This is a genomic window from Streptomyces sp. WAC 01529 (assembly GCF_003945545.1).
Taxonomy (GTDB): domain Bacteria; phylum Actinomycetota; class Actinomycetes; order Streptomycetales; family Streptomycetaceae; genus Streptomyces; species Streptomyces anatolicus.
On sequence record NZ_CP029617.1, the window covers coordinates 7,718,773 to 7,742,033 of the forward strand.

General features: G+C 72.5%; 19 protein-coding genes. 14 read left to right on the forward strand and 5 right to left on the reverse strand.

Annotation, left to right across the window (positions count from 1 at the left end):
• Positions 1-28 precede the first annotated feature (28 nt).
• The 5 genes from DMA15_RS34120 to DMA15_RS34140 are packed head-to-tail and all read left to right on the forward strand — an operon-like array spanning position 29 to position 4,326.
• Positions 29-1,399, forward strand: coding sequence for an L-fuconate dehydratase (locus DMA15_RS34120; RefSeq protein ID WP_125516520.1), 1,371 nt, complete (start codon positions 29-31; stop codon positions 1,397-1,399).
• Positions 1,396-2,151 carry an SDR family oxidoreductase gene (locus tag DMA15_RS34125; protein WP_125516521.1) on the forward strand — a complete coding sequence of 252 codons (756 nt, stop codon included), beginning with the start codon at positions 1,396-1,398 and terminating at the stop codon, positions 2,149-2,151. The genes DMA15_RS34120 and DMA15_RS34125 overlap by 4 nt, the downstream gene beginning before the upstream one ends.
• Positions 2,148-3,155, forward strand: coding sequence for an aldo/keto reductase (locus DMA15_RS34130; protein ID WP_125516522.1), 1,008 nt, complete (start codon positions 2,148-2,150; stop codon positions 3,153-3,155). The genes DMA15_RS34125 and DMA15_RS34130 overlap by 4 nt, the downstream gene beginning before the upstream one ends.
• Entirely contained in the window at positions 3,152-3,466 is a 315-nt protein-coding gene (locus tag DMA15_RS34135) for an L-rhamnose mutarotase (RefSeq protein ID WP_125516523.1), read from the forward strand. The genes DMA15_RS34130 and DMA15_RS34135 overlap by 4 nt, the downstream gene beginning before the upstream one ends.
• Positions 3,451-4,326, forward strand: a complete 876-nt coding sequence (locus DMA15_RS34140; protein ID WP_125516524.1) for an amidohydrolase family protein — start codon at positions 3,451-3,453, stop codon at positions 4,324-4,326. Before DMA15_RS34135 ends, DMA15_RS34140 begins: the two co-directional genes overlap by 16 nt.
• On the opposite strand, the gene DMA15_RS34145 is transcribed toward DMA15_RS34140, so the two are convergent.
• Positions 4,314-5,741, reverse strand: a complete 1,428-nt coding sequence (locus tag DMA15_RS34145) for a lipase maturation factor family protein (RefSeq protein ID WP_125516525.1) — start codon at positions 5,739-5,741, stop codon at positions 4,314-4,316. The genes DMA15_RS34140 and DMA15_RS34145 overlap by 13 nt on opposite strands.
• Positions 5,742-5,862: 121 nt before the next feature.
• On the opposite strand from DMA15_RS34145, the gene DMA15_RS34150 reads away from it, so the two are divergent.
• The 8 genes from DMA15_RS34150 (at position 5,863) to DMA15_RS34185 (ending at position 18,329) form a co-directional block, all read left to right on the forward strand.
• Positions 5,863-7,062, forward strand: coding sequence for a DUF6777 domain-containing protein (locus DMA15_RS34150; protein WP_125516526.1), 1,200 nt, complete (start codon positions 5,863-5,865; stop codon positions 7,060-7,062).
• A gap of 420 nt (positions 7,063-7,482) precedes the next feature.
• Entirely contained in the window at positions 7,483-10,431 is a 2,949-nt protein-coding gene (locus DMA15_RS34155) for a LuxR family transcriptional regulator (RefSeq protein WP_125516527.1), read from the forward strand.
• Positions 10,432-10,677: 246 nt separating this feature from the next.
• Positions 10,678-11,331, forward strand: coding sequence for a response regulator transcription factor (locus tag DMA15_RS34160; RefSeq protein WP_125516528.1), 654 nt, complete (start codon positions 10,678-10,680; stop codon positions 11,329-11,331).
• A 7-nt stretch (positions 11,332-11,338) separates the two neighbouring features.
• A complete protein-coding gene (locus DMA15_RS34165; RefSeq protein WP_125516529.1) occupies positions 11,339-12,619 on the forward strand; it encodes an ATP-binding protein in 1,281 nt (426 codons plus the stop codon).
• Positions 12,620-12,771: 152 nt separating this feature from the next.
• Complete coding sequence (aroF, locus tag DMA15_RS34170) at positions 12,772-13,815, forward strand: 3-deoxy-7-phosphoheptulonate synthase (protein ID WP_240660327.1); 1,044 nt, start codon at positions 12,772-12,774, stop codon at positions 13,813-13,815.
• Between the two features lie 469 nt (positions 13,816-14,284).
• Positions 14,285-15,262 carry a ParB/RepB/Spo0J family partition protein gene (locus DMA15_RS34175; protein ID WP_240660084.1) on the forward strand — a complete coding sequence of 326 codons (978 nt, stop codon included), beginning with the start codon at positions 14,285-14,287 and terminating at the stop codon, positions 15,260-15,262.
• Between the two features lie 155 nt (positions 15,263-15,417).
• A complete protein-coding gene (locus DMA15_RS34180) occupies positions 15,418-17,451 on the forward strand; it encodes a SpoIIE family protein phosphatase (protein WP_240660329.1) in 2,034 nt (677 codons plus the stop codon).
• Between the two features lie 17 nt (positions 17,452-17,468).
• Entirely contained in the window at positions 17,469-18,329 is an 861-nt protein-coding gene (locus DMA15_RS34185; protein WP_125516532.1) for a DNA-formamidopyrimidine glycosylase family protein, read from the forward strand.
• Between the two features lie 99 nt (positions 18,330-18,428).
• On the opposite strand, the gene DMA15_RS34190 is transcribed toward DMA15_RS34185, so the two are convergent.
• Together DMA15_RS34190 and DMA15_RS34195 are read right to left on the reverse strand one after the other, a co-directional pair.
• Positions 18,429-19,058 (reverse strand): zf-HC2 domain-containing protein, encoded by a 630-nt coding sequence (locus DMA15_RS34190; RefSeq protein ID WP_125516533.1) that lies wholly within the window; start codon positions 19,056-19,058, stop codon positions 18,429-18,431.
• A 73-nt stretch (positions 19,059-19,131) separates the two neighbouring features.
• Positions 19,132-19,647 carry a hypothetical protein gene (locus tag DMA15_RS34195; RefSeq protein WP_125516534.1) on the reverse strand — a complete coding sequence of 172 codons (516 nt, stop codon included), beginning with the start codon at positions 19,645-19,647 and terminating at the stop codon, positions 19,132-19,134.
• Positions 19,648-20,024: 377 nt separating this feature from the next.
• On the opposite strand from DMA15_RS34195, the gene DMA15_RS34200 reads away from it, so the two are divergent.
• Positions 20,025-21,182, forward strand: a complete 1,158-nt coding sequence (locus DMA15_RS34200; RefSeq protein ID WP_240660085.1) for a CapA family protein — start codon at positions 20,025-20,027, stop codon at positions 21,180-21,182.
• Positions 21,183-21,209: 27 nt separating this feature from the next.
• Here DMA15_RS34200 and DMA15_RS34205 read toward each other — a convergent pair whose 3' ends face one another.
• Together DMA15_RS34205 and DMA15_RS34210 are read right to left on the reverse strand one after the other, a co-directional pair.
• Entirely contained in the window at positions 21,210-22,640 is a 1,431-nt protein-coding gene (locus DMA15_RS34205; protein WP_125516536.1) for an amino acid permease, read from the reverse strand.
• A 120-nt stretch (positions 22,641-22,760) separates the two neighbouring features.
• Positions 22,761-23,225, reverse strand: a complete 465-nt coding sequence (locus tag DMA15_RS34210; protein ID WP_125516537.1) for a universal stress protein — start codon at positions 23,223-23,225, stop codon at positions 22,761-22,763.
• Positions 23,226-23,261 lie beyond the last annotated feature (36 nt).

Consider the following 23,261-nt stretch of genomic DNA (forward strand, 5'->3'; position numbering starts at 1 on the left):
CCCGCCCACCCGTCCGGAAAGGCCTCCCGTGTCCCCGACTCCCGCCCGCATCACCGCGGTCGACACCTACGACATACGGTTCCCGACCTCCCGGGAACTGGACGGGTCCGACGCGATGAACCCCGACCCCGACTACTCCGCCGCCTACGTGGTGCTGCGCACCGACGCGGGCGACGGCATCGAGGGGCACGGCTTCACCTTCACCATCGGCCGCGGCAACGACGTGCAGGTCGCCGCGATCCGCTCACTGCGCCACCACGTGATCGGCCGCGACCTCGACCGGCTCTGCGCCGACCCCGGCACCGTCAACCGCGACCTGATCGGCGACAGCCAGCTGCGCTGGCTCGGACCGGAGAAGGGCGTGATGCACATGGCGATCGGCGCGGTCGTCAACGCCGTCTGGGACCTCGCCGCCAAGCGCGCGCGCAAGCCGCTGTGGCAGCTCCTCGCCGACGCCACACCCCAATGGCTCGTCTCCCAGGTCGACTTCCGCTACATCGCCGACGCCCTCGACCCCGAGGAGGCCCTCGCCCTGCTGCGGGCCGGGCGCGAGGGCGCGGCCGCGCGCGAGGCCGCCCTCCGTGAGCGCGGCTTCCCCGGCTACACCACCTCGCCCGGCTGGCTCGGCTACAGCGACGAGAAGCTGACCCGCCTCGCCCGCCAGGCCGTCACCGACGGCTTCACCCAGATCAAACTGAAGGTCGGCGCGGACCTCGCCGACGACGTCCGCCGCTGCCGCACCGCCCGCGACGCGATCGGCCCCGGCATCCGCATGGCGATCGACGCCAACCAGCGCTGGAACGTCGACGAGGCGGTGGAGTGGACACGCGCCCTCGCCGAGTTCGACCCCTACTGGGTGGAGGAGCCCACCAGCCCCGACGACGTCCTCGGCCACGCCGTGATCCGCGAGGCCGTCACCCCGGTCAAGGTCGCCACCGGCGAGCACGTCCAGAACCGCGTCGTCTTCAAGCAGCTCCTCCAGGCGGGCGCCATCGACATCGTCCAGATCGACGCGGCGCGCGTCGGCGGCGTCAACGAGAACCTCGCGATCCTCCTCCTCGCCGCCAAGTTCGGCGTCCCCGTCTGCCCGCACGCGGGCGGCGTCGGCCTGTGCGAGCTGGTCCAGCACCTGTCGATGTTCGACTACGTGGCGCTCTCGGGCACCACCGAGAACCGCGTCATCGAGTACGTCGACCACCTCCACGAGCACTTCACCGACCCGGTGGTGATGCGAGGGGGCCACTACACCGCACCGACCGCGCCGGGTTTCTCGGCGACGATGCGGGCCGAGTCCGTCGCCGAGTTCACCTATCCGGGCGGCACGTTCTGGGCCGCCGACCTCGCGTCGGACCACCTCGCGCCGGGCACCCTCGCATCGGACAAGGGAGCAGCCGCATGACCGACTTCCAGGGGCTCAAGGCGCTGGTCACCGGCGGGGCGTCCGGTATCGGCCGCGCCACCGCCGACCTCCTCGCCGCGCGCGGCGCCGACGTCGCCGTCCTCGACCTCGACCCGTCCGGCGTGCGCGAGCCGCTGCGCGCGTACGCCGCCGACCTCGCCGACGACACCTCCGTGCGGGAAGCGGTCGCCTCGGCCACGGCCGACCTCGGAGGGCTCGACATCCTCGTCAACAACGCGGGCATCGGCGCCCAGGGCACCGTCGAGGACAACGACGACGCCCAGTGGCACACCGTCCTGGACGTCAACGTCCTCGGCGTCGTCCGCACCACCCGCGCCGCCCTGCCCCACCTGCGCGCCTCGGCGAAGGCTGCGATCGTCAACACCTGCTCCATCGCCGCGACCGCGGGCCTGCCGCAGCGCGCCCTGTACTCGGCGTCGAAGGGCGCGGTCCTCTCCCTCACCCTCGCCATGGCCGCCGACCACGTACGCGAAGGGATACGGGTCAACTGCGTCAACCCCGGCACCGTCGACACCCCATGGGTCGGCCGCCTCCTGGACGCCGCCCCCGACCCGGCGGCCGAGCGGGCGGCGCTCCGGGCCCGCCAGCCCACCGGCCGCCTCGTCGAGGCCGCCGAAGTCGCGGGCGCCATCGCCTACTTGGCGAGCCCCCTCTCCGGCGCCACCACCGGCACCGCGCTCGCCGTCGACGGCGGCATGCAGGGCCTGCGCCTGCGGCCGGTGACCCGGTGAACGCCCTGGCGCGGCGCCCGCTCGGACGCGGCGGCGTCGAGGTGACCGAACTGTCCTTCGGCGCCGCCGGCATCGGCAACCTCTACGCGCCGATCACCGACGAACAGGCCGCCGCCGCCCTCGACGACGCCTGGGAGGCGGGCATCCGCTACTTCGACACCGCCCCGCACTACGGCCTCGGCCTCTCCGAGCGCCGACTGGGCGAGGCGCTGCGGACCCGGAAGCGCTCCTCGTACGTCATCTCCACGAAGGTCGGGCGGCTCCTCGAACCGGTCGCCGAGGCGCACGGCGACGACCTCGCCGACGGCGGCTTCGCGGTGCCCGCGACACACCGGCGGGTCTGGGACTTCAGCGCGGACGGCGTGCGCCGCTCGATCGAGTCCAGCCTCAGGCGCCTCGGCACGGACCGCGTCGACGCCGTCTTCCTGCACGACCCCGACGACCACGGTGAAGAGGCCTTCCGCGAGGGCTATCCGGCCCTGGAGAAGCTGCGCTCCGAAGGCGTCGTCGGCGCGATAGGCGCGGGCATGAACCAGGCGGAGATGCTGACCCGCTTCGTGCGCGACACGGATGTCGACGCCGTGCTCTGCGCGGGCCGCTACACCCTCCTCGACCACCGGGCCCTCGCCGAACTGCTCCCCGCCGCTCACGAGCGGGGCACGTCGGTCGTCATCGGCGGCGTCTTCAACTCCGGGCTCCTCGCCGACCCGAAGCCCGGCGCGCGGTTCGACTACACCGAGGCGCCGCCCGAACTCCTCGCCCGCGCCCGCGCCTTGCGCTCCCTCGCCGAACGGCACGGCACCACGCTGCGGGCCGCCGCGCTCGCCTTCCCCTTCGGCCACCCTGCCGTCGCCAGCGTGCTCGTCGGATTCCGGTCACCGGACCAAGTCGCCGACGCGGCAGCGCAGTTCACCGCCGATGTGCCCGCCGACTTCTGGCGGGAGGCACGCGAGGCGGGGCTGCTCGCGGCCGACGCACCCGTCCCGGGAGAGGACCGCACATGAGGATCGCCCTGCACACCAAGGTCCGCGCCGACCGCGTCGAGGAGTACGCCGCCGCCCACCGCGAGGTCCCCGCCGAACTCACCGCCGCGATCCGCGCGGCGGGCGCCACCTCGTGGACCATCTGGCGCAGCCGCACCGACCTCTTCCACGTCGTGGAGTGCGAGGACTACGCGCGCATGCTCGCCGCCCTGGAGAAGCTGCCGGTGAACATCGCCTGGCAGGCCCGCATGGCCGAACTCCTCGACGTCGTCCACGACTACTCCGCCGAAGGCGCCGGGGCGGGGCTGCCCGTCGTATGGGAGCTGCCGTGAGCGGCCCCCGCCCGGCCGTGCCTCCGGTCGACGCCCACCACCACGTGTGGGACCTCGCCGTCCGCGACCAGGAGTGGATCACCGGTGACGCCCTCGCGCCGATCCGCAGGAACTTCTCCCTGGCCGACCTCGCGCCCCAGGCCCGCGCGGCGGGCATCGGCGCCACGGTCCTCGTCCAGACGGTGACGGTCCCGCGGGAGACCCCGGAGCTGCTCGCCCTCGCGGCCGACAGCGACCTCGTCGCGGGAGTCGTCGGCTGGACCGACCTGACCCGCCCGGACGTGGCCGACACCCTCGCCGCCCTCCGCGAACTCCCCGGCGGCCGACACCTGGTGGGCATCCGCCACCAGGTGCAGGGCGAGGCCGACCCCGGGTGGCTGCTGCGCCCCGACGTCCGCAGCGGACTGGCCGCCGTCGCGGACGCCGGACTCGTCTACGACCTCGTCGTGCGGCCCTCCCAGCTCCCCGCCTGCGCCGAAGCGGCAGCCCGCGTCCCCGAACTCACCTTCGTACTCGACCACCTGGGCAAGCCACCCATCTCCCAGAAGATCCTCGAACCCTGGGCCTCGGCGGTCCGCGCGCTCGCCGCCCGCCCCAACACCGTGTGCAAACTGTCCGGCATGGTCACCGAAGCCGACCACAGGACGTGGACGGTGGACGATCTGCGGCCCTACGCGGACACCGTCCTGAACGCCTTCGGGCCCGAGCGGCTGATGTTCGGCTCCGACTGGCCCGTCTGCACCCTCGCGGCGACGTACGGTGAAGTCCTGGACGCGGCGCGGCTGTTGACGTACGAACTGGACACCCGCGAGCGCCAAGAGGTCTTCGGTGGCACGGCGCGCCGCGTCTACGGCCTCTGAGCGGGCGTGGCGAGCCGTGTCGGTGCCAGGAACTCGCGGACGTAGGTGCGCTTCCAACAGGCTCCCGTCTCCCGCAACTCGCGCCGACTCGTGTACTCGTAGCGGTACAGCCGGGCGCGGATGTACGTCGGCGGGGACTCCGGCGGGAACGGCGAGCGGCGCAGCAGGCGCAGCGTGTCGCGGTCGCCGTCCAGCAGGCGCTCCACCATCGGGCCGAACCACGACCGCGCATAGGCGGGGGAGAGCGCGGCGAACCACATCATCCAGTCAAGGCGCAGGTGGTACGGGGCGAACTGGCGTGGCCAGCGGTGCGGATCGCCGGGCTTGCCCTTGAACTCGTAGGGGAGCCACGCGGAGTCCTCGCGCGGGCGCGGGTCCGCCGTGCCCTCCACGACGACCTCCTGGCGCACCCGGCTGACGCTGCCGAACGCGCCGTACGCGTTGACGAGGTGCAGCGGGTCGAACGAGCGGTTCATGACCTGCCGACGGGACAGCAGATTGCGCACCGGGCGGTAACTGAGCGCCAACAGCAGCGCGGTGACGGCGATGACCACGATCTCGTACCAGAGCGGGGCGGGCGCGAACCGCGGCGGCGTGTGCCAGGGGGAGAGGTCGACAGCGGACACCGCGACCACGATCGTGATCCAGTTCAGCCAGGCGAAGTTGCCGGACAGGACGAGCCACAGCTGGGTCACGATCATCAGGCAGGCCGCGCCCGACGCCACCGGTTGGGGAGTGAACAGCAGGAAGGGCACGGCGAGTTGGGTGACATGGTTGGCCGCGACCTCCATCCGGTGCACGGGCTTGGGCAGGTGGTGGAAGAACCAGCTCAGCGGGCCCGGCATCGGCTGCGTCTCGTGATGGAAGTACAGGCAGGTGAGTTCGCGCCAGCACGCGTCGCCGCGCATCTTGATCAAACCCGCGCCGAACTCCACGCGGAAGAGCACCCAGCGCAGCAGGAAGAGGATCAGGACGGGCGGCGCGACCTCGTCGTTGCCGAGGAAGACGGCGAGGAAGCCGACCTCCAAGAGCAGTGACTCCCACCCGAAGCCGTACCAGGTCTGTCCCACGTTCACGACGGAGAGGTAGAGCGCCCAGGGGATCAGCCACAGCACCATCGCGCCCCACAGCGGAAGCAGACTGTCGGCGCCCGCGAGCAGCGCCACCGCCACCGCGCAGCCCGCCCACGCGCAGAGCGCGAAGAACCGGTCCGAGTAATGGACATGGAACAGGCTCGGCGCCCGCCGGAACGGCACGCGCTCCACATACCTCGGCACCGGCAGCATCCCGCGCTCCCCGATCAGCGCCCGGAACTGGAGGGCTGCGCCCAGGAACGCCACCAGATAGAGCGCGGCCAGGCCCTTCTGGAAGATCAGCCGGCCCATGTCGTACGCGTCCGCCGTGAACCACTCCACGCCACCATTGTGACGCTGGGTGAGCCGCTTCGGCTTGCGAGGCGCCCCGAGGCCCCGCAGACAATGACGGAAACCCCGCGGACGAAGCGGGGCACATCACCCGGCAACGGCGGGAGAACCCGTGCGCGCATCCACCAGGACCTACGCGACGACCTTCGCGATATCCGCGGCCCTCGCGGTCGCGGGCTGCTCGGGCGACGGCGACAAGAACGCCGCCGACGGCGGTCGCGAACTGTTCATGCAGCCCGTCGCCGCGCAGGGCCCCGACCCGTTCACCGACTCCACCGCGAAGGCCGCCGCGAGCCCGCCGCCCGTCACCCGTTCGCCGCAACCCCCGCCCACCGGGTCCGCCACCCCGCAGGGCACCCGGTCCCTCTCGGGCGGCACGCCGGGTCTGTACGGCGGCACCCGCTCCGTCGGCAGCTGCGACGTCGACAAGCAGGTGCGGTTCCTCACCGCCGACCAGGCCAAGGCGCGGGCCTTCGCCCAGGTGTCCGGCATCGACCAGGCGGCGATCCCCGGCTATCTGCGCGGCCTGACGCCCGTCGTGCTGCGGGCCGACACCCGCGTGACCAACCACGGCTTCCGCGGCGGTTCCGCGACGGGCTACCAGTCCGTCCTCCAGGCGGGCACGGCCGTCCTGGTCGACGAGCGGGGACTGCCGCGGGTGCGGTGCGCGTGCGGGAACCCGCTGAAGCCGCCGGTCGCCTTCAAGGGCACGCCCCGGCACAACGGCCGCCCCTGGAGCGGATATCAGCCGGCGCGCGTGATCGTGGTGACGCCCGCGCCGCAGCCGATCATCAACATCACCCTCGTGAACATCGTCGACAACACCTGGATCGAGCGGAAGGTCGGCGACGAGCACGGCCGTCAGGACCGGCCGACCAAGCCGCCGGTGCCGCCGACCCCGACGCCCACCGACCCGGACAGCTCGCTCGACCCGGACAAGTCCCTCGACCCCGACGAGTCCACGGATGAGGGGGACACCCCCGGCCCCAGCGATCCCGACGAGGACTCCGACCGGAGCCGGGGCCCCGGCCAGGACCAGTCGGACGAGGAGATCGCCCCCGACGACCCCGGCACCACCTCGGCCGACTGCCCCAGCCCCTCCGAGCTGACGGGCTCCCCCGAGGAGCTCTCGTCGCCGCTCCCGCCCGGCTGCCCCTCCCCGGAGCGGCGTTCGCCGGACACCCCGTCCCTGCCGGACGGCACCACCGACGTACCGCAGGAGCAGCCCGACACCGGAGGCCCGGTGCCCGACGACCCCTATCTGTCCGAGAACCCCCTCTCCGACAGCGATCCGGACACCTTCGACAGCTGACCGGGCGCCGTCGCGCGCCCGGTCGGGCAGCGGGCCCGGGTCCGCGAACCAGTCACGTGGCCGACGACCGGGCCACGCCGATCGGGCCAATCGTTCCCCGGCGCTCGTGTCGCTGGCGCCCCACCCGTCACCGCCGTCCATTCCCTGGAATCGCAACCGCGTTCTGGAAAACTGTTGATTTCACTCATCAGGCATATGTGCGAGAGTTTCTGCCGCATATGGAGTGTGGACGTCCGATTGTTTGCGGCGTGGCGCATTCGCGACGGTAATAGGGCGGCATCGAGTCAAATAGCGCTGGTGGTTGATTTTCATATATGGCAGAGTCGTCGCACGGGCGGCAGGTCAAGTCAGGGGAATTGATCCAGCTGGCCGCCCGACCGGTCAAGGGTCAGCCGTCAGGCACGGGGGAGAAGTCGGCTCATGAACTTGGTGGAACGTGGTGACGAATTCTCGATCATGGAGAGCATGCTCGACTCATGCGCGGTCGGGCATGGCGGAGTCCTTCTGGTAAGCGGCCCGGTGGCCAGCGGGAAAACCGCGCTCCTGCGCGCCTTCGGCGATCGCGCGACCGCCGCCGGCGCGCTGTACTTGCAGGCCACGGCGTCGGAGGCGGAGAGCGACCTGCCCCTTGGCGTCATGGGGCAACTCCTGCTCGGCGCCGGGCTTCTCGGCGCGGATTCCCGGCGCGCGGCCCGCCTTTTCGGCCTTGTCGCGGACGCCGCGCAGCCACGAGGGCAGGGCGAGCTGCCCGACGTGGCGATGAACGAGATCCCCGAACTCTGCGGGATTGTCCTCGGAAAGGCCAGGGAAAGCACAGTGGTGCTCGGCATCGACGATGTGCACCACGCCGACAGGCAGTCCCTTGAATGCCTCCTCTACCTGGCTCGCCGACTCGACGTCAGTCGCATTCTGGTCGTCCTGGGGGAGAACAGCGGCTTCCTGGCCGGTAATACGCGACTGCGCATCGATTTACTGCGCCTCTCCGGATGCCGCAATATCAGGCTCCGCCCGCTCCAGCGGCAAGGAGTGGCCGAAATGATCTCGGGATGCGGTGAACCGGGGTGGCGGACGCGCAAGCTCGTCACCCAGCTCCACCAGATGGGCGGCGGCAGTCCGCTGCTGACCCGGGCGCTGATCGAGGACCACCGCGCCTCGGGCGCCGCCGACGGACCCGGCACCGCTGACGCCACCCGCGGCCCCGGCGCCGACCTGGTGCCCGGCGAGGCCTTCGTGCAGGCCGTCGCCACCGCCCTGTACCGCAGCGACCTCGCGACGCGGCGCACCGCGTGGGCGCTTGCCGTGGCGGGCCCCGACGTGTCCCTCGCCGAACTGGTGGAGGTCCTCGGCGGCAGCCGCGAGTCCCTGCACCGCAGCCTGCGCGCGCTGAACGGCGCGGGGCTGCTCGACGCAGGGTGGTTCCGCCACGACGCCGGACGCGCCGCGGTCCTCAGAAGCATGGACCCCGCGGACCGCTCCCGCCTGGAGGCCCGCTTCGCCCAGGTCCTGCACGACCACGGCGCGGCCGCGACCGTCGTCGTCCGGCACCTGATGGCGGCCGGCACGGTCGACGCCCCCTGGGCGCTGCGCACCCTCATCGAGGCCGCGGAGCGGGCCCTCGCCGACGACGAGGTCGACCTGGCCCTCGCCTGCCTGCGGGTCGCCCGCGACTCCCGCACCGACGCCCGCCAGGCCCTGGGGATCCGGGCCGCGCTCACCCGGGCCGCCTGGCGGGTCAACCCCTCCAGCGTCGCCCAGCACCTGCCCGAACTGTTCACGGCCGCGCTCGACGGCCGCCTCGGCACCCGTGACGCCGACGAACTCGTCGGTCACCTCCTCTGGTTCGGCCAGGTGAAACGGGCCCTCGACGTCCTGCGCGCCGCCGAACAGCACGGCACCGAGCCCTTCGGGCAGCCGGGCCCCGGCACGCCCCACCGGCACGACTGCCCGCGCCGCTGGATGACGTACGCCTATCCCGGACTCCCCGCCTCCGCCCGCGCCTGCCTCGGCGACGACCCCCAACACGAGACACCGGAGCACGCCGCCCCCGAGCACGCCCCGTGCCGGGCCCGCAGCCCCCACCAGCGGGCGGCGACCCTGATGAAAGCCGTACTCGACGGGGCGCGAGGGACGCAGGGGACGCGCGGGGCGCGCCGAGTCGCGGGGACGGACGAGGAGGTGGTCGTCAGGGCCGAGCAGATCCTGCAGAGCACCCGCCTCGACGACAGCACCCTGACCGCGCTCCTCACCGCGCTGAACTCGCTGCTCCTCGCCGACCGCCTCGACACCGCCGCCTACTGGTGCGAGACCCTCCGCAAGGAGGCCGCCGAGCGGCGCGCCCCCATGTGGCAGGCGCTGCTCGTCTCGGCCAAGGCCCGCATCGAACTGCGTACGGGCGCGCTCGCCGCCGCCGACGAGTCGGCGCGCTCGGCGCTCACCCTGGTCCCCGCCGACGGCTGGGGAGTCGCCGTCGCCTCGCCCCTCGCCACGTCCGTGTTCACCAGGACCGCCATGGGCCGGCTCGACGAGGCGGCCGCCCAGCTGAGCGTCCCCGTCCCCGACCCCGCGTTCCAGACCCCCGACGGCCTGCTCTACCTCCGGGCCCGCGGCCACTACTACCTCGCCGCAGGGCGCCCCTACGCCGCGCTCGACGACTTCCTCACCTGCGGGGACCTCATGACGCGCTGGGAGTTCGACCTGCCCGCCCTCGTGCCCTGGCGCACGGACGCCGCCGAGGCCCATCGGGCGCTCGGCGACACCGGCCGCGCCCGCGCGCTGGCCGAGGAGCAACTGGCCCTGGTGGGGCGGCGGAGCGGCTGGGCGCGCGCGGCCTCCCTGCGCGTGCTCGCGAGCACCTTGAGCGCCGGGCACCGGCCGCCGCTGCTCGGCGAGGCCATCGAGATCCTGCGGGACCGCGGGCACCGGCTCGAACTGGCCGGGGCCACGGACGAGCTGGCGCGGGCGCAGCGGGAACTCGGCAAGAGCGGCCAGGCCCGCGCCCTGGCCCGCAAGGCCCAGCGCCTTGCCGAGGAGTGCGGCATGCCCGTGCCCCCGGCGCGGCCCGCCGACGCCCGAGGGCCGCACCCCGCCGAACAGCCGTGGTCGTCCGGGAGCCGGCGGCATCCCGACGAACTCAGCAACGCCGAGCTGAGGGTGGCCACCCTCGCCGTACGCGGCCACACCAACCGCCAGATCGCCGACAAGCTCTGCATCACGATCAGCACCGTCGAGCAGCATCTGACCCGCGCCTACCGCAAACTCGACGTGCAGCGGCGCGCCGACCTCGCGGCGAAGCTCAGCCCCCTGGCGGGACCGGGCGGCCGTGAAGGGCCCGCGACGCGTGACGCCTGCGACCGGCTGCACGTGGGATAGACGGAGGAGGTGCACGGTTGTCGTTTCTACGCGGCGGGTGGTCACACCGCGGTCCGAAGATCTGTGACCGGCACACAGGAAAGGGCCGAGACGGAAAGGGCCGCGACGGAAAGGGCCGGAGTCTCGCCCGGGGCCGCGAGCGGCGCTGTGACCGGTGCGTGACGCAGGATCGGGCAACGTGGACTTCATGATCAGTTCCCGGATCCCCTGCCCGCCGCCCGCGGCGCGCCCGGCGAGGGGTGGACGATGAGGGTCTTGGTGGTCGAGGACCACGCCGAACTGGCGCAGTCCGTGGCGCGGGTGCTGCGCCGGGAGGGGATGGCGGTCGACGTCGTACACGACGGCCTCGACGCCCTGGAGCGCACCTCCGTGACCGACTACGACGTGGTCGTGCTCGACCGCGACCTGCCCGGCGTGCACGGCGACGAGGTGTGCCGGAAGCTCGCCGAACAGCCCTTGCAGGCCCGGGTGCTGATGCTGACCGCGTCCGGCACCATCGCCCACCGCGTGGAGGGCTTCAGCCTCGGCGCGGACGACTACCTGCCCAAGCCGTTCGCGTACGCCGAACTGGTCGCCCGCATCCGGGCGCTCGCCCGGCGCTCGCAGCCCGCGCTGCCCCCGGTCCTCGTCCGGGGCGACCTGAGACTCGACCCGGCGCAGCGGGTCGCGTCGCGCGCCGGGGAGCGACTGCCGCTCACCCCCAAGGAGTTCGCGGTCCTGGAGTACCTGCTCGCCGCCCAGGGCCGGGTCGTGTCGGCCGAGGAACTCCTGGAGCGGGTGTGGGACGAGGCGACGGACCCGTTCACCACCACCGTCAAGGCGACGATCAACCGCCTGCGGCCCAAGCTCGGCAACCCGCCCGTCATCGAGACCATTCCTCGGGGCGGCTACCGGATTTGAGGGACCCATGCGCCTGCCCTCGCTCGCCACCCTGGCACCCGCGGCCCGGCGCCGTCTGACGCCCCGCCGGGTGGGCGTACGCCTGACGCTGCTGTACGGCGCGCTGTTCCTGGTCTCCGGGGCGATCCTGCTCGCCATCACCTATGTGCTGGTCGCCCGCGCACCCGGCGGCGACCTCCTCGTCGGGGGCGCGGACGGCGAACTCCGCACCGCCCCGGGCGGCACCCCCGTCGGGGACGGCGTCCCCGGCGCCCAGGCCCCCCTCGCCCCCGGTGACCTGGCGGAGCAACTGCGCGAGCAGGCGGACCGCCAGCGCCGCGCCGCCCTGCGACAGCTGCTCGTCCAGTCCGGGATCGCCCTGGCCCTCATGGTCGTCGTCTCCGCCGCGCTCGGCTGGCTCGTCGCCGGGCGGGCCCTGCGCCCGCTGCGTACGATGACCGGCACCATCCGGCGCATCTCCGCGCACAACATCCACGAGCGGCTGGCCGTACGGGGCCCCGCCGACGAGCTGAAGGTCCTCGCCGACACCGTCGACGGACTCCTCGGCCGGCTCGACGAGGCGCTCGACTCCCACCGGCGTTTCGTCGCCAACGCGGCCCACGAACTGCGCACGCCGCTCACCCTGGAACACGCGCTGCTCGAAGAGTCCCTGATCGACCGCGAGGCCACCACCGAATCGTTCCGGGCGAACTTCGAACGCCTCCTGGCGATCAGCGAACAGCAGGCCCGGCTCCTGGAGTCGCTGCTCACCCTCTCCAGCAGCCAGCACGGCCTGGACCACAGGGAGCCGCTGGACGTCTCCCTCATCGCCGAGTGGGTCCTGCACGCCGCGCGCCCGGAGATCGAACGGCGGGAGCTGCGCGCCGAACCGGTGATCGGGCCCGCGGCCGCCGTGGGCGACCCCGTCCTCGTCCAGAGCCTGCTGGCCCACCTCGTCGACAACGCCGTACGCCACAACACCCCCGGCGGGCACCTGGAGATCGCCACCCGCACCCGGGGCGGCCGCGCCGTCGTCACCGTGGCCAACTCCGGGCCGCCGGTACCGCCCGAGCAGGTGGAGCGGCTCTTCGAACCCTTCCAGCGGCTCGGCCGCACCGCGAGCGAGGGCCACGGGCTCGGTCTGGCGATCGTCCACGCCGTCGCCGTCGCCCACGAGGCCGGGATCAGCGCACGGGCCCGCGCGGGAGGCGGACTCGCGGTGGAAGTCGCCTTTCCCGCGCCGCCGGACCACATCGGCGGACACGGAATGGATATTGCGCAGTTGGACAACGGCACGGGACTTCGTTGAGGAAAATCCACCGCACTTCTACGGTGGTACGGCGACGGCGATGAATCCCCCGGACATCACCGAATGAACTCCGTTCCGCTCGTTCAATCCATTCCGCTCCAGCCGCTGATCCATTCACACGGGAATTCCCCGAGGAGGACCCCTTGGTCGTCGTGATGGCCCCGGAGGCCACACAGAAGGACGTGGACGCAGTCGTCGAACTGGTGCGTACGGCGGGCGGGGACGCGTTCGTCAGCCGCGGTGTGACCCGCACCATCGTCGGTCTCGTGGGGGACGTGGACGCCTTCGCCGCCCTCAACCTGGCGCACCTGCGCGGGGTCCTGGACGTCGTGCGGATCTCGGTGCCGTACAAACTGGTCAGCCGCGAGCACCACGTCGACAGGACCGTGGTCACCGTCGCGGGCGTGCCCATCGGCCCCGACACCCTGACCGTCATCGCGGGCCCCTGCGCCGTGGAGACCCCCTCGCAGACCCTCGCCGCCGCCCTGCTGGCCAAGGCGGCCGGCGCCTCGCTGCTGCGGGGCGGCGCCTTCAAACCCCGCACCTCCCCCTACGCCTACCAGGGCCTCGGCGAGAGCGGGCTGCGCATCCTCGCCGACGTCAAGGCCGAGACCGGACTGCCGCTCGTCACCGAGGTCATCGACCCGGCCGGCGTCGAACTGGTCGCCCCTTACGCCGACATGCTCCAGATCGGCACCCGCAACATGCACAACTTCGCCCTGCTCCAGGAGGTGGGCGCGGCCGGCATGCCGGTACTGCTCAAGCGCGGCTTCGGCGCCACGATCGAGGAGTGGCTGATGGCCGCCGAGTACATCGCGCAGCGCGGCAACCTCGACATCGTGCTGTGCGAGCGCGGCATCCGCACCTTCGAGACCGCCACCCGCAACACCCTGGACATCAGCGCGGTGCCGGTCGTCCAGCGCCTCTCCCACCTGCCGGTGATCGTGGACCCCTCGCACTCCGGGGGCCGCAGGGACCTCGTGCTCCCGCTCACCCGCGCCGCCCTCGCCGCGGGCGCCGACGGCGTCATGATCGACGTACACCCGGACCCCGGAACCGCGCTCTGCGACGGCGACCAGGCCCTGACACGGCCGGAGATCGACGAGGTGGCCGACGCCATCGCCCGGCTGTCGCCGCTGGTCGGCCGCTCGCCCGCACGGCCGCCGGCCGAAGTGCGGGCCAGTAGGGGTGAATAGGGGTGGCGGAACCTGTGAGCGCGCTATTAGTGAGGGGTACCAGCACCGAAAGCGCGTTGTTAGGGTAAGTGTGTCCGGTCGGCGGGGAATTTCCCCCACGATCGCACATCCGGCGAAAGGTTCGACCCGGTTTCATCGGTCGAGAAAGACCGTCCGGTGAGGGAAGACGGAGAGGGCGCACACCTGCGCGCTGCGCCCCTGCGCCGTACATCCGGAAAGAACACGCCGTGCAATCCGGGAGAACGACGTCTGCGGGGCGCGCAGCGCATTCACTTCAGGGGCCCTCGACGAAGGGCGGACGCGTACGAGGCGCGACCCACGCGATCCATCGACGCGACCCATCCGGGAGACGCGGCCCAGCCGGTTCGGCCCGGCGGCCGCGGGAGGGGCGCGGCGATGCGGTGTGGGTCGTCCCAGTGTGCCGGGACGCACACCCACGGGGGACATCAGAGCTTGAGGGGGAGTTGAGTTGGCAACACCGGGGCACGAACAGTTCGACCAACTAATGGTCGTCGAGGTCGAGATCGGCTCGCTGTCGACGGCGGATTCACCGCGTACGTCCGGAGTGGACCCGGACCACGTGGAGGCGCTGGCGGTCGTGGAGACCCCGCTGCCGCCCATCACCGTGCACCGACCCACGATGCGGGTCATCGACGGCCTGCACCGGCTGCGCGCCGCCGAGCTGCGCGGCGCGCGCAAGATCGCGGTGAAGTACTTCGACGGGGCCGAGGACGACGCCTTCGTCCTCGCCGTCGAGTCGAACGTCACCCACGGCCTGCCGCTGACGACGGCGGACCGCAAGCGCGCGGCCGCGCGCATCATCGCCACCCACCCGCAGTGGTCCGACCGGATGATCGCCTCGGTCAGCGGGATCGCCCCGGGCACCGTGGCGGACATCCGCAGACGGGAGCCCGGCAACAGAGCGGGGGACGGCAGCAGGATCGGCCACGACGGCCGCGTGCGGCCCATCAACGGCGCCGAGGGGCGCAGGCTCGCCAGCGAGCTGATCGCCCAGAACCCCGCCCTGTCGCTGCGCCAGGTCGCCCGCGTCGCGTCCATCTCGCCCGAGACGGTACGGGACGTGCGCAACCGCATGATGCGCGGCGAGGACCCGGTGGTGCGGCGCGGCAGGCAGCCGGGCACGGGGGAGCGCGTCGTGGCTCCCCGGATGCGTCCCTCGGCCGTGCCCGACAGGGACGCGGCCCAGGACCGCGCCGCCGCCGTCAAACGCCTCAAGGCGGACCCGGCGCTGCGCTTCAGCGAGGTCGGCCGCACGCTGCTGCGGCTGCTCAACATCCACACGATCAGCATGGAGGAGTGGGACCAGATCATCGACAAGGTGCCGCCGCACTGCCGGGGAGTCGTCGCCTACCTCGCCGGTGAGAGCGCCGAGATGTGGACGGAGGTGGCGACCCGGATGCAGGGCAAGGTCGCCGAGACGGCGTAGCACGGGCCGTCCGGCGCCCCCGCCCGCCGCTTCCCCCACATGCGCGCGCCGGGGGCTCCGCCTAGCGTGGCCCCATGGACGCGGGTACCTGTGGGCACGGCCCGACGGGGCACTGCCGCTGTGGACAGCCGGCCGGGGAGCCGGCCGGCTGTTTCATGGAGCTGTACGGGGCCGCGCTGCGCATGGGCTGCTTCGACTGGGACCTCGACACGGGCCTGATGCGCATGGACGCCACCGCCCACGAGGTCTTCGACGTACGCCCCGACGAGTACGACGGCCGGCCCGACAGCCTCGCCGCCCGCGTCCCGACCGCGGAGGCGCACCGCCTCGACCAGATCGTCTCGCACGCCCTGAAGGACGGCAGCGCGACCTACGGCGCCTACTTCCGGGTGCGCTGCCGCAGCGGCACACTGCGCTGGACCCACACGAACGGCTGCATCCGGCGCGACGCCACGGGCCGCCCCCGCCGCATCGTGGGCATCGTCAGGGACGCCACCCGCGAGCTGGGCGACAGCCCGCCCGCCGTACGGGAGCGTGTCGACGAGGAGGCCGAGCGGCGCCGCAGGACCAGCATCGTCCAGGGCACCACGGCCGCCCTGGCGCACGCCCGCACCGTGCAGGACGTCATCGACGTGCTCAAGGACACCCACGGTCTCGCGCACCTGGGGGCGTCCAACCTCGTCATGGGCCTGGTCGAGGCCGGGCGGATCCGGCTGGTCGCCGAGGGGCCCGTGGGCAGCTTCGTGCCGGGCACCCGGGTGACCCGCATCGACGAGGAGTACCCGATGAGCGAGGTCGTGCGCACCCTCGCGCCGCGCTACATCGAGAGCGCCGAGGACTTCGCCGACTCCTACCCCCTGCTGTGGCCGCACATCACCGACCTGGGCATCACCTCGGCCGCGTACCTCCCCCTGATCGCCCAGGCCCGGCCCATCGGCGCGCTCGGCCTGCTCTACCAGGACAAGACCGGCTTCACCGTGGAGGAGCGCAACGTCCTGGTCGCACTCGGCAGCAGCATCGCGCAGAGCCTCCAGCGCGCCATGTTCTACGAGCAGGAGAAGGACCTCGCCCAGGGCCTCCAGCAGGCCATGCTGCCGCGCACCATCCCCGGCGTGCCGGGCGCGGAGATCGCCGTCCGCTACCGCTCGGCGGCGCTCGGCCGGGACATCGGCGGCGACTGGTACGACGTGATCCCGCTGCCGGGCGGCCGCGTCGGCGCCGTCATCGGCGACGTCCAGGGCCACGACACGCACGCCGCCGCCGTCATGGGCCAGCTCCGCATCGTGCTGCGCGCCTACGCCACCGAGGGGCACACGCCCGCCGCCGTCATGGCCCGCGCCTCCGTCTTCCTGCACGAGCTGGACACCGAGCGCTTCGCCACCTGCCTGTACGCGGAGGCCGACCTGGCGACCGGCGTGGTGCAGTTCGTGCGGGCCGGCCACCTCGACCCGCTCCTGAAGCTCACCGACGGCTCCTGCCGCCGCGTGCCCGTCGACGGCGGACTCCCGCTCGGCCTCTCCGCCGAGTTCGGGCGGCTCGCCTACCCCGTCACCTCCCTCGAACTCGAGCCGGGCCAGACCCTGTTGCTCTGCACCGACGGCCTCGTCGAAGTGCCGGGTGCCGACCTCGACGACGGCATGCGGGCCCTGTCCGAACTCGCCGCCTCCGGCCCCCGCGACCTGTCGAAGCTCGCCGACCGGCTCTGCGGCATCGTCGACGGCCGGGGCGGCGACGACGACGCCGCGCTGCTCCTGCTGCGCCGCCGCATGACCGACGCGCCCCGCCCGGGCGGCCGCCTCCAGCAGCACGTGGCGCCGAGCGACCCGGAAGCGCTCGCCGAGGCCCGGCACATGATCAGGGCCGCGGTGCGCGCCTGGGGAGCGGGCGAGCGCGCCGACGAGATCGAGCTGGTCGCCGACGAGATGATCACCAACGCGCTGATGCACACCGACGGCTCCGCGATCGTGACCCTGCGCGTCCTGAGCGGCCCCGACCGGCGGCTGCGCGTCGACGTGGAGGACTCGTCGAGCGCCCTGCCGTGCCGCCGGGAGGCGGGCGAGGACGGCGTGTCGGGCCGCGGGCTGCTGCTCGTGGACCGGCTGGCGGACGTGTGGGGCGTGGACGCGCGCGGCGGCGGCAAGTGCGTGTGGTGCGAGTTCATCGTCTCCGCGAGCAACGGACGGGCCTGAGAGCCTGAGGGAGAGCCATGCCGGAACTACCCGAAGTCGAGGCCCTGACGGGCTTTCTGACGGACCAGCTGGTCGGCCGCGAGATCGTGCGCGTGCTGCCTCTCGCCGTGAGCGTCCTCAAGACGTACGACCCCGCGCCCGCCGCCCTCGAAGGCCGCACCGTCACGGCCGTGACCCGGCACGGCAAGTTCCTGGACATCGACGCGGACGGGCTGCACCTCGTCACCCACCTCGCCCGCGCCGGCTGGCTGCGGTGGAAGGACCCGCTCCCCGACGGCACCCCGCGCCCCGGCAAGGGCCCCCTCGCGCTGCGCGTCGCCCTGGAGACGGGGGAGGGCTTCGACCTCACGGAGGCCGGCACCCAAAAGCGCCTCGCGGTGTACGTCACCGAGGCGCCGCGGGAGATCCCTGGCATCGCCCGCCTCGGCCCCGACCCGCTCGCCCCGGACTTCGACGAGGAGCGGTTCGCCGGGCTCCTCGCGGGAGAGCGGCGGCAGATCAAGGGGGCGCTGCGCGACCAGAGTCTGATCGCCGGGATCGGCAACGCCTACAGCGACGAGATCCTGCACGCGGCCCGCATGTCCCCCTTCAAGCTGACGTCGAGCCTCACGAAGGAGGAGATCCACGGGCTGCACCGGGCGCTTCGGGAGACGCTGACCGAGGCGGTGGAGCGCTCGCGCGGTGTGGCGGCGGGCCGTCTCAAGGCGGAGAAGAAGAGCGGCCTGCGCGTCCACGGCCGCACCGGCGAGCCGTGCCCCGTGTGCGGCGACACGATCCGGGAGGTGTCCTTCGCCGACTCCTCCCTGCAGTACTGCCCGACGTGCCAGACGGGCGGGAAACCGCTGGCGGACCGGAGGCTGTCGCGGCTGCTGAAGTGAGGGGCCGCCGCTGGTGCGGGGCGGCGGCGCAGTGCGCGGGTATGGCGGCTCGCTACAGCGGTGCGGGGCGGCGGCGCAGTGCGTAGGTATGGCGGCTCGCTACAGCCGTAACGTCACCAGCCGCTCCCCGTCCGCCGTCCGCACCTCGTAGCGGTCGGTCCGGTCCGGGCGCAGGGCGGCGGCGGCCGGGATACGCGCGGTCCGCGCGGGGGCCCGCCAGGTCGTGACGGTCCGCTCCGAGCCGTCCTTGCCGACGGCGACCAGCTCGCAGACCCGGGACCGCCGCGCCGGGTCCCGCACGGTGAGCGCCAGCTCCGTCCCCCAGGCGCGGTCGTGGGCCGTCAGCGTGGCGCTGACCCCGCTGCGGCCGTCACGCGCGCTGACGCTCCCGGGGCCGGACCCGGAGGCCGCCACCAGGGCCGCGGCGGGCGCCCCGAAGGCCAGGGCGGCGGCGAGGACGGCCGCGCACAGCCGCCCCCTGCGCCGTCCGGCGTGCAGCCGGCCGACCTCGCGGAGGGTCTGGTCCAGGAGATCCGGGCCGGGCACCGGGCGGGGCTCCGCGGTGCGGCCGTAGTGCTCCAACTGGCGGGCTGTGGAGTGGAGTTCGTCGAGCGTGAGGAGGCATGCGGGGCATCCCGTGAGGTGATCCTCGAACCGGAACGCGTCCGCCTCGTCCAGGACGCCGAGCGCGTAGGCGCCGGCGTCGCGATGCCGCTCCAGGGGCGTCATGGCGTTCCTTACGGTGAGGGGTGCTGCCTGCCCTCCCCTACGCAAGGGGCCGCCGAATCACTCAAGGCCCGCGTCAGAACAGCTGGATGGCCAGGTGACCGAGCGGCAGCCCGAGCCGCCACGCGGGCGTCCACACCTTCGGTCCGTCCTCCTCGCCCGGCAGCGCCCCGCCGCCCGGCACCGCGTCCAGGTCCGGCGCGAGCAGCTCGGTCTCCTCCAGCCACCGCCAGGCCAGCTCGGCGAGGTCCAGATCGGGGCTGGGCACGCCCGTGACGGCGGCGTCCTCCAAGAGCAGATCCATCCGCTCGCGCACCCACTCCTGCCAGAGCTGGTCGTACTCCGTCAGGGAGAGCCAGGTCTCCAGCTGGGTGATCACCCGGATGCCGGAGAGTTCGCCCCTGCTGTCGGAGAGGAAGATCGTCAGGGCGAGCGCGTCGCGTCCGGCGCGGTACTCGAAGGACGTGGGCGGCATCAGATCGCCGGTGCGCAGCAGCTCGTCGGCGATGTACTCGGCGTACAACCACGCCATGGGCACGGTCAGTTCGCCGCCCTGGGGGTCTTCCGTGTTGCCTCTGCTCTCGTGCAGCATCCCGCTCCGCCTTCCTCCGGTCCGTGCGCGTCACCGGCCTCTGGCCCGCCCCAATCCGGAACACGGATGAGGACAGCCGATTACTCCGAGGGGGTGCTGAGCAAGGCGCTTTACGGAGGCTTGACCCGGCCCACGGTTTCCCCGCAGGTGAGCGGCCCCGTGTTGTTCGCGTCACAGGGCCTAATGATTTGACTCCCTTTCGGGGACTGGGTCGGCATTGCTCCTTGATTCATCGTTAGCTCCGCTCATTTATTCGTATGACCTGATTTCCCCCCTTTCACGGAGCCTGATCGATGACGCAGCGCGCACCGCATGCACGGCACACAGGGACCCCGACCGCCCCACGGCGCACCCCCCGATCCAGGAGACGGCACACCGTGGCCGCCGCCACGACGGCCCTCCTGATCACCGGAACCGCCGCCTGCGCCGCGGAGCCGGCCAACGGCACCCCCGCCGGCGGAAGCACGGCCGCCGGAAGCAAGGCCAGTGCGGGCGCCGCCGAGCGGAGTGCCTTCACCCTCGTCGCCTCCGGAGACGTCCTCCCGCACGCCTCGATCATCCGCCAGGCCAGAGCCGACGCGGGCGGCGACGGCTACGACTTCGAGCCGATGCTGGCGGGCGCCAGACCCGTCGTCGCCAAGGCCGACCTGGCGATCTGCCACATGGAGACGGTGTACGGGGCCAAGGGCGACTACAGCGGCTACCCCGACTTCAAGTCCCCGCCCCAGGTGGCCCGCGCCCTCAGGGCCACCGGCTACGACTCGTGCTCCACCGCCTCCAACCACACCCTGGACGACGGCGCGGCGGGCGTGCGCCGCACCCTGGACGCGCTGGACAAGGCGGGCGTCAAGCACGCGGGCTCGGCCCGCTCCGCCGCCGAGGACAAGAAGCCGGCGTGGCTGCGGGCGGGCGGCGCCAAGGTCGCGCAGCTGGCCTACACCTACGGCACGAACGGCTACCCGATGCCGAAGGGCAAGCCCTGGACGGTCGACCTCATCGACCGCGAGAAGATCGTCGCGGACGCCCGTGCGGCCCGGAAGGCCGGCGCCGACGTGGTCGTCGTCAGCCTGCACTGGGGCACCGAGTGGCAGACCGCGCCCGACCGGCGCCAGCTGCGCCTCGGCAAGCAGCTCACCGGTTCGCGCAAGAAGGGCCGCCCGGACATCGACCTGATCATCGGCACGCACGCCCACGTCCCGCAGGCGTACGAGAAGGTCAACGGCACCTGGATCATCTACGGCATGGGCGACCAGATCGCCGGAAGCATGATCAACCACGACGGCGACCACGACCCGCGCGGCAACCAGAACTCCATCGGCCGCTTCACCTTCGCGCCACCGGCCACGCCGGACGGGCGGTGGAAGGTGCGCAAGGCCGAGTTCCTGCCCATGCTCTTCGACCCGGACGCCGGCCGGATCGTCCACCTCAACGCGGCGCTGCGCCGCGGGGCGGACGTCCGCGAGGTGCGCGACCGGATCCGCCGGGTCGTCCTCAGCCGGGGCGCGGCCAAGGACGGCCTGGTGATGGGCAGATAGCACGCGTTACTGGGCAGGTGGCGCGCGCTACTCGACGGCGTTCCGCTCCGCCTTCGCCAGCTCCGACTTCCGGTAGGAGTACCCGAAGTAGATGAGCAGGCCGACCGCGAGCCACACGGCGAACCGCAGCCAGGTCTGCCACTGGAGGAACGTGATCAGCCAGATGGAGAAGACGACCCCGACCGCGGGCACCACCGGCATCCCGGGGCAGCGGAAGGTGCGCGGCAGATCGGGCTGCTTGTAGCGCAGCACGATCACCGCGACGCACACCACGACGAACGCCAGCAGGATGCCGATGTTGGTCAGTTCGGCCGCCTCGCCGATCGGCAGGAACCCGGCGATGGCGGCCGACGCGAACCCGACGATCCACGTCACGCGCGTCGGCACGTGCCGGGTCGCGTGCGTCTTCGCGAACCACTTGGGCAGCAGCCCGTCGCGGCTCATGGCGAACCACACACGCGTGACGCCCAGCATGAAGGTGAACATCACGGTGAGGATGCCGATGATCGCGCCGACCGCGATGACATCCGCGAGCCCGCCGAGCCCGACCGACTTGAACGCGGTGGAGAACCCGCTCTCCGGGTCGATGTCCTTGTACCCCTGCATGCCGGTGAGGACCAGGCACGCCAGGACGTACAGCACCATCGAGATCGCGAGCGAGTAGAGGATCGCCTTCGGCATGTGCCGCTGGGCGTCCTTGGACTCCTCGGCGGCGGTGCTCATGGCGTCGTAACCGAAGACCGCGAAGAACACGGTCGCCGCACCCGTGAACGCCCCGCTCACCCCGAAGGGGAAGAACGGCTCGTAGTTGCCGGTGTTGATGTGGAAGAACCCGACGCCGATCACGAGCAGCACGACGAGGACCTTGAGGACCACGACGACCATCTCGAAGCGCGCCGCGTTCTTGATGCCCAGCGTCAGCAGATACGCGATGAGCAGGCACAGCAGCGCCGCGAAGAGGTCGACCTTGTGCCCGTCGCCGGTGCCGGGGGCGCCCAGCATCCACTTCGGCAGCTCGGCGCCCATGTCGTTGATGAGGAAGTTGAAGTAGCCGGAGATGCCGATGGCGACCACCGCCACGATGGCCGTGTACTCCAGGAGCAGATCCCAGCCGATGAACCACCCGGCGAGCTCACCGAGGACCACATAGCCGTACGTGTACGCGGATCCGGCCTTCGGGATGAGACCCGCGAACTCGGCGTACGAGAATGCCGCCGCGGCGCTCGCGACCCCCGCGATCAGGAACGAGACCAAGACCGCGGGCCCCGCCTTCTCGTTGGCGACGGTGCCCGCCAGCGTGAAGATGCCGGCACCGATGATGCCGCCGACGCCGATGGCGGTGAGCTGCCAGAGTCCGAGCGAACGGACGAGCCCGCCGCCCGCACCCGCCTCTGTCTCCTCGATGTGTTCGATGGGCTTGCGGCGCAGGATGCCCTGCCCCATCCGGAGTCCCGCCATGAGCTCCACCTCTTCGCGGACGGCAGTCGGCTGATGGCGGATCATGATGGCCCAGCCGCGGCCCCGACGGAAGACGCCACACCCCGCGCGCGTGCGGGTTCATTCACCGGGGGCCACCGGTCACGGCACCACCGTGACCGGCCAGCGGCCCGCCTTCACCAGGCGGACGGCGACCGAGCCGACGATGCGGTGGCCCGCCTGCTCGGAGGCGCCGACGACCACGGCGTCGGCCTTCAGCTCGTCCGCCGCGGAGACGAGACCGCTGTAGGGGTCGCCGCGGAAGGTGTGGAACTCCCATCTGACGTCGAATATGTCCTTCACCCGCTCGGCCGCGTCCCTGATCTCCGCGATGAGCCCCTCGGCGATCTCGTCCGTGGTGTCGGCGACCGGGGCGCCGAGCGCCGCGCCCGCCGCCAGTACCGGCTGGACGTACACGACGGCGAGCAGGGCCCGCTGCCGCCGGGCAAGGCCACCGGCGTACGCCGCCGCCCGCAGCGACGAATCGGAGCCGTCGACTCCGACGACGATCACCTTGGGGCCGTCGGTGCCGCGTTCGAACTGGTGGTGGGATTGGTCTTCGCTCACCTTCGAGAGATTAACGGAGGCGGGCGGGTCGGCCGC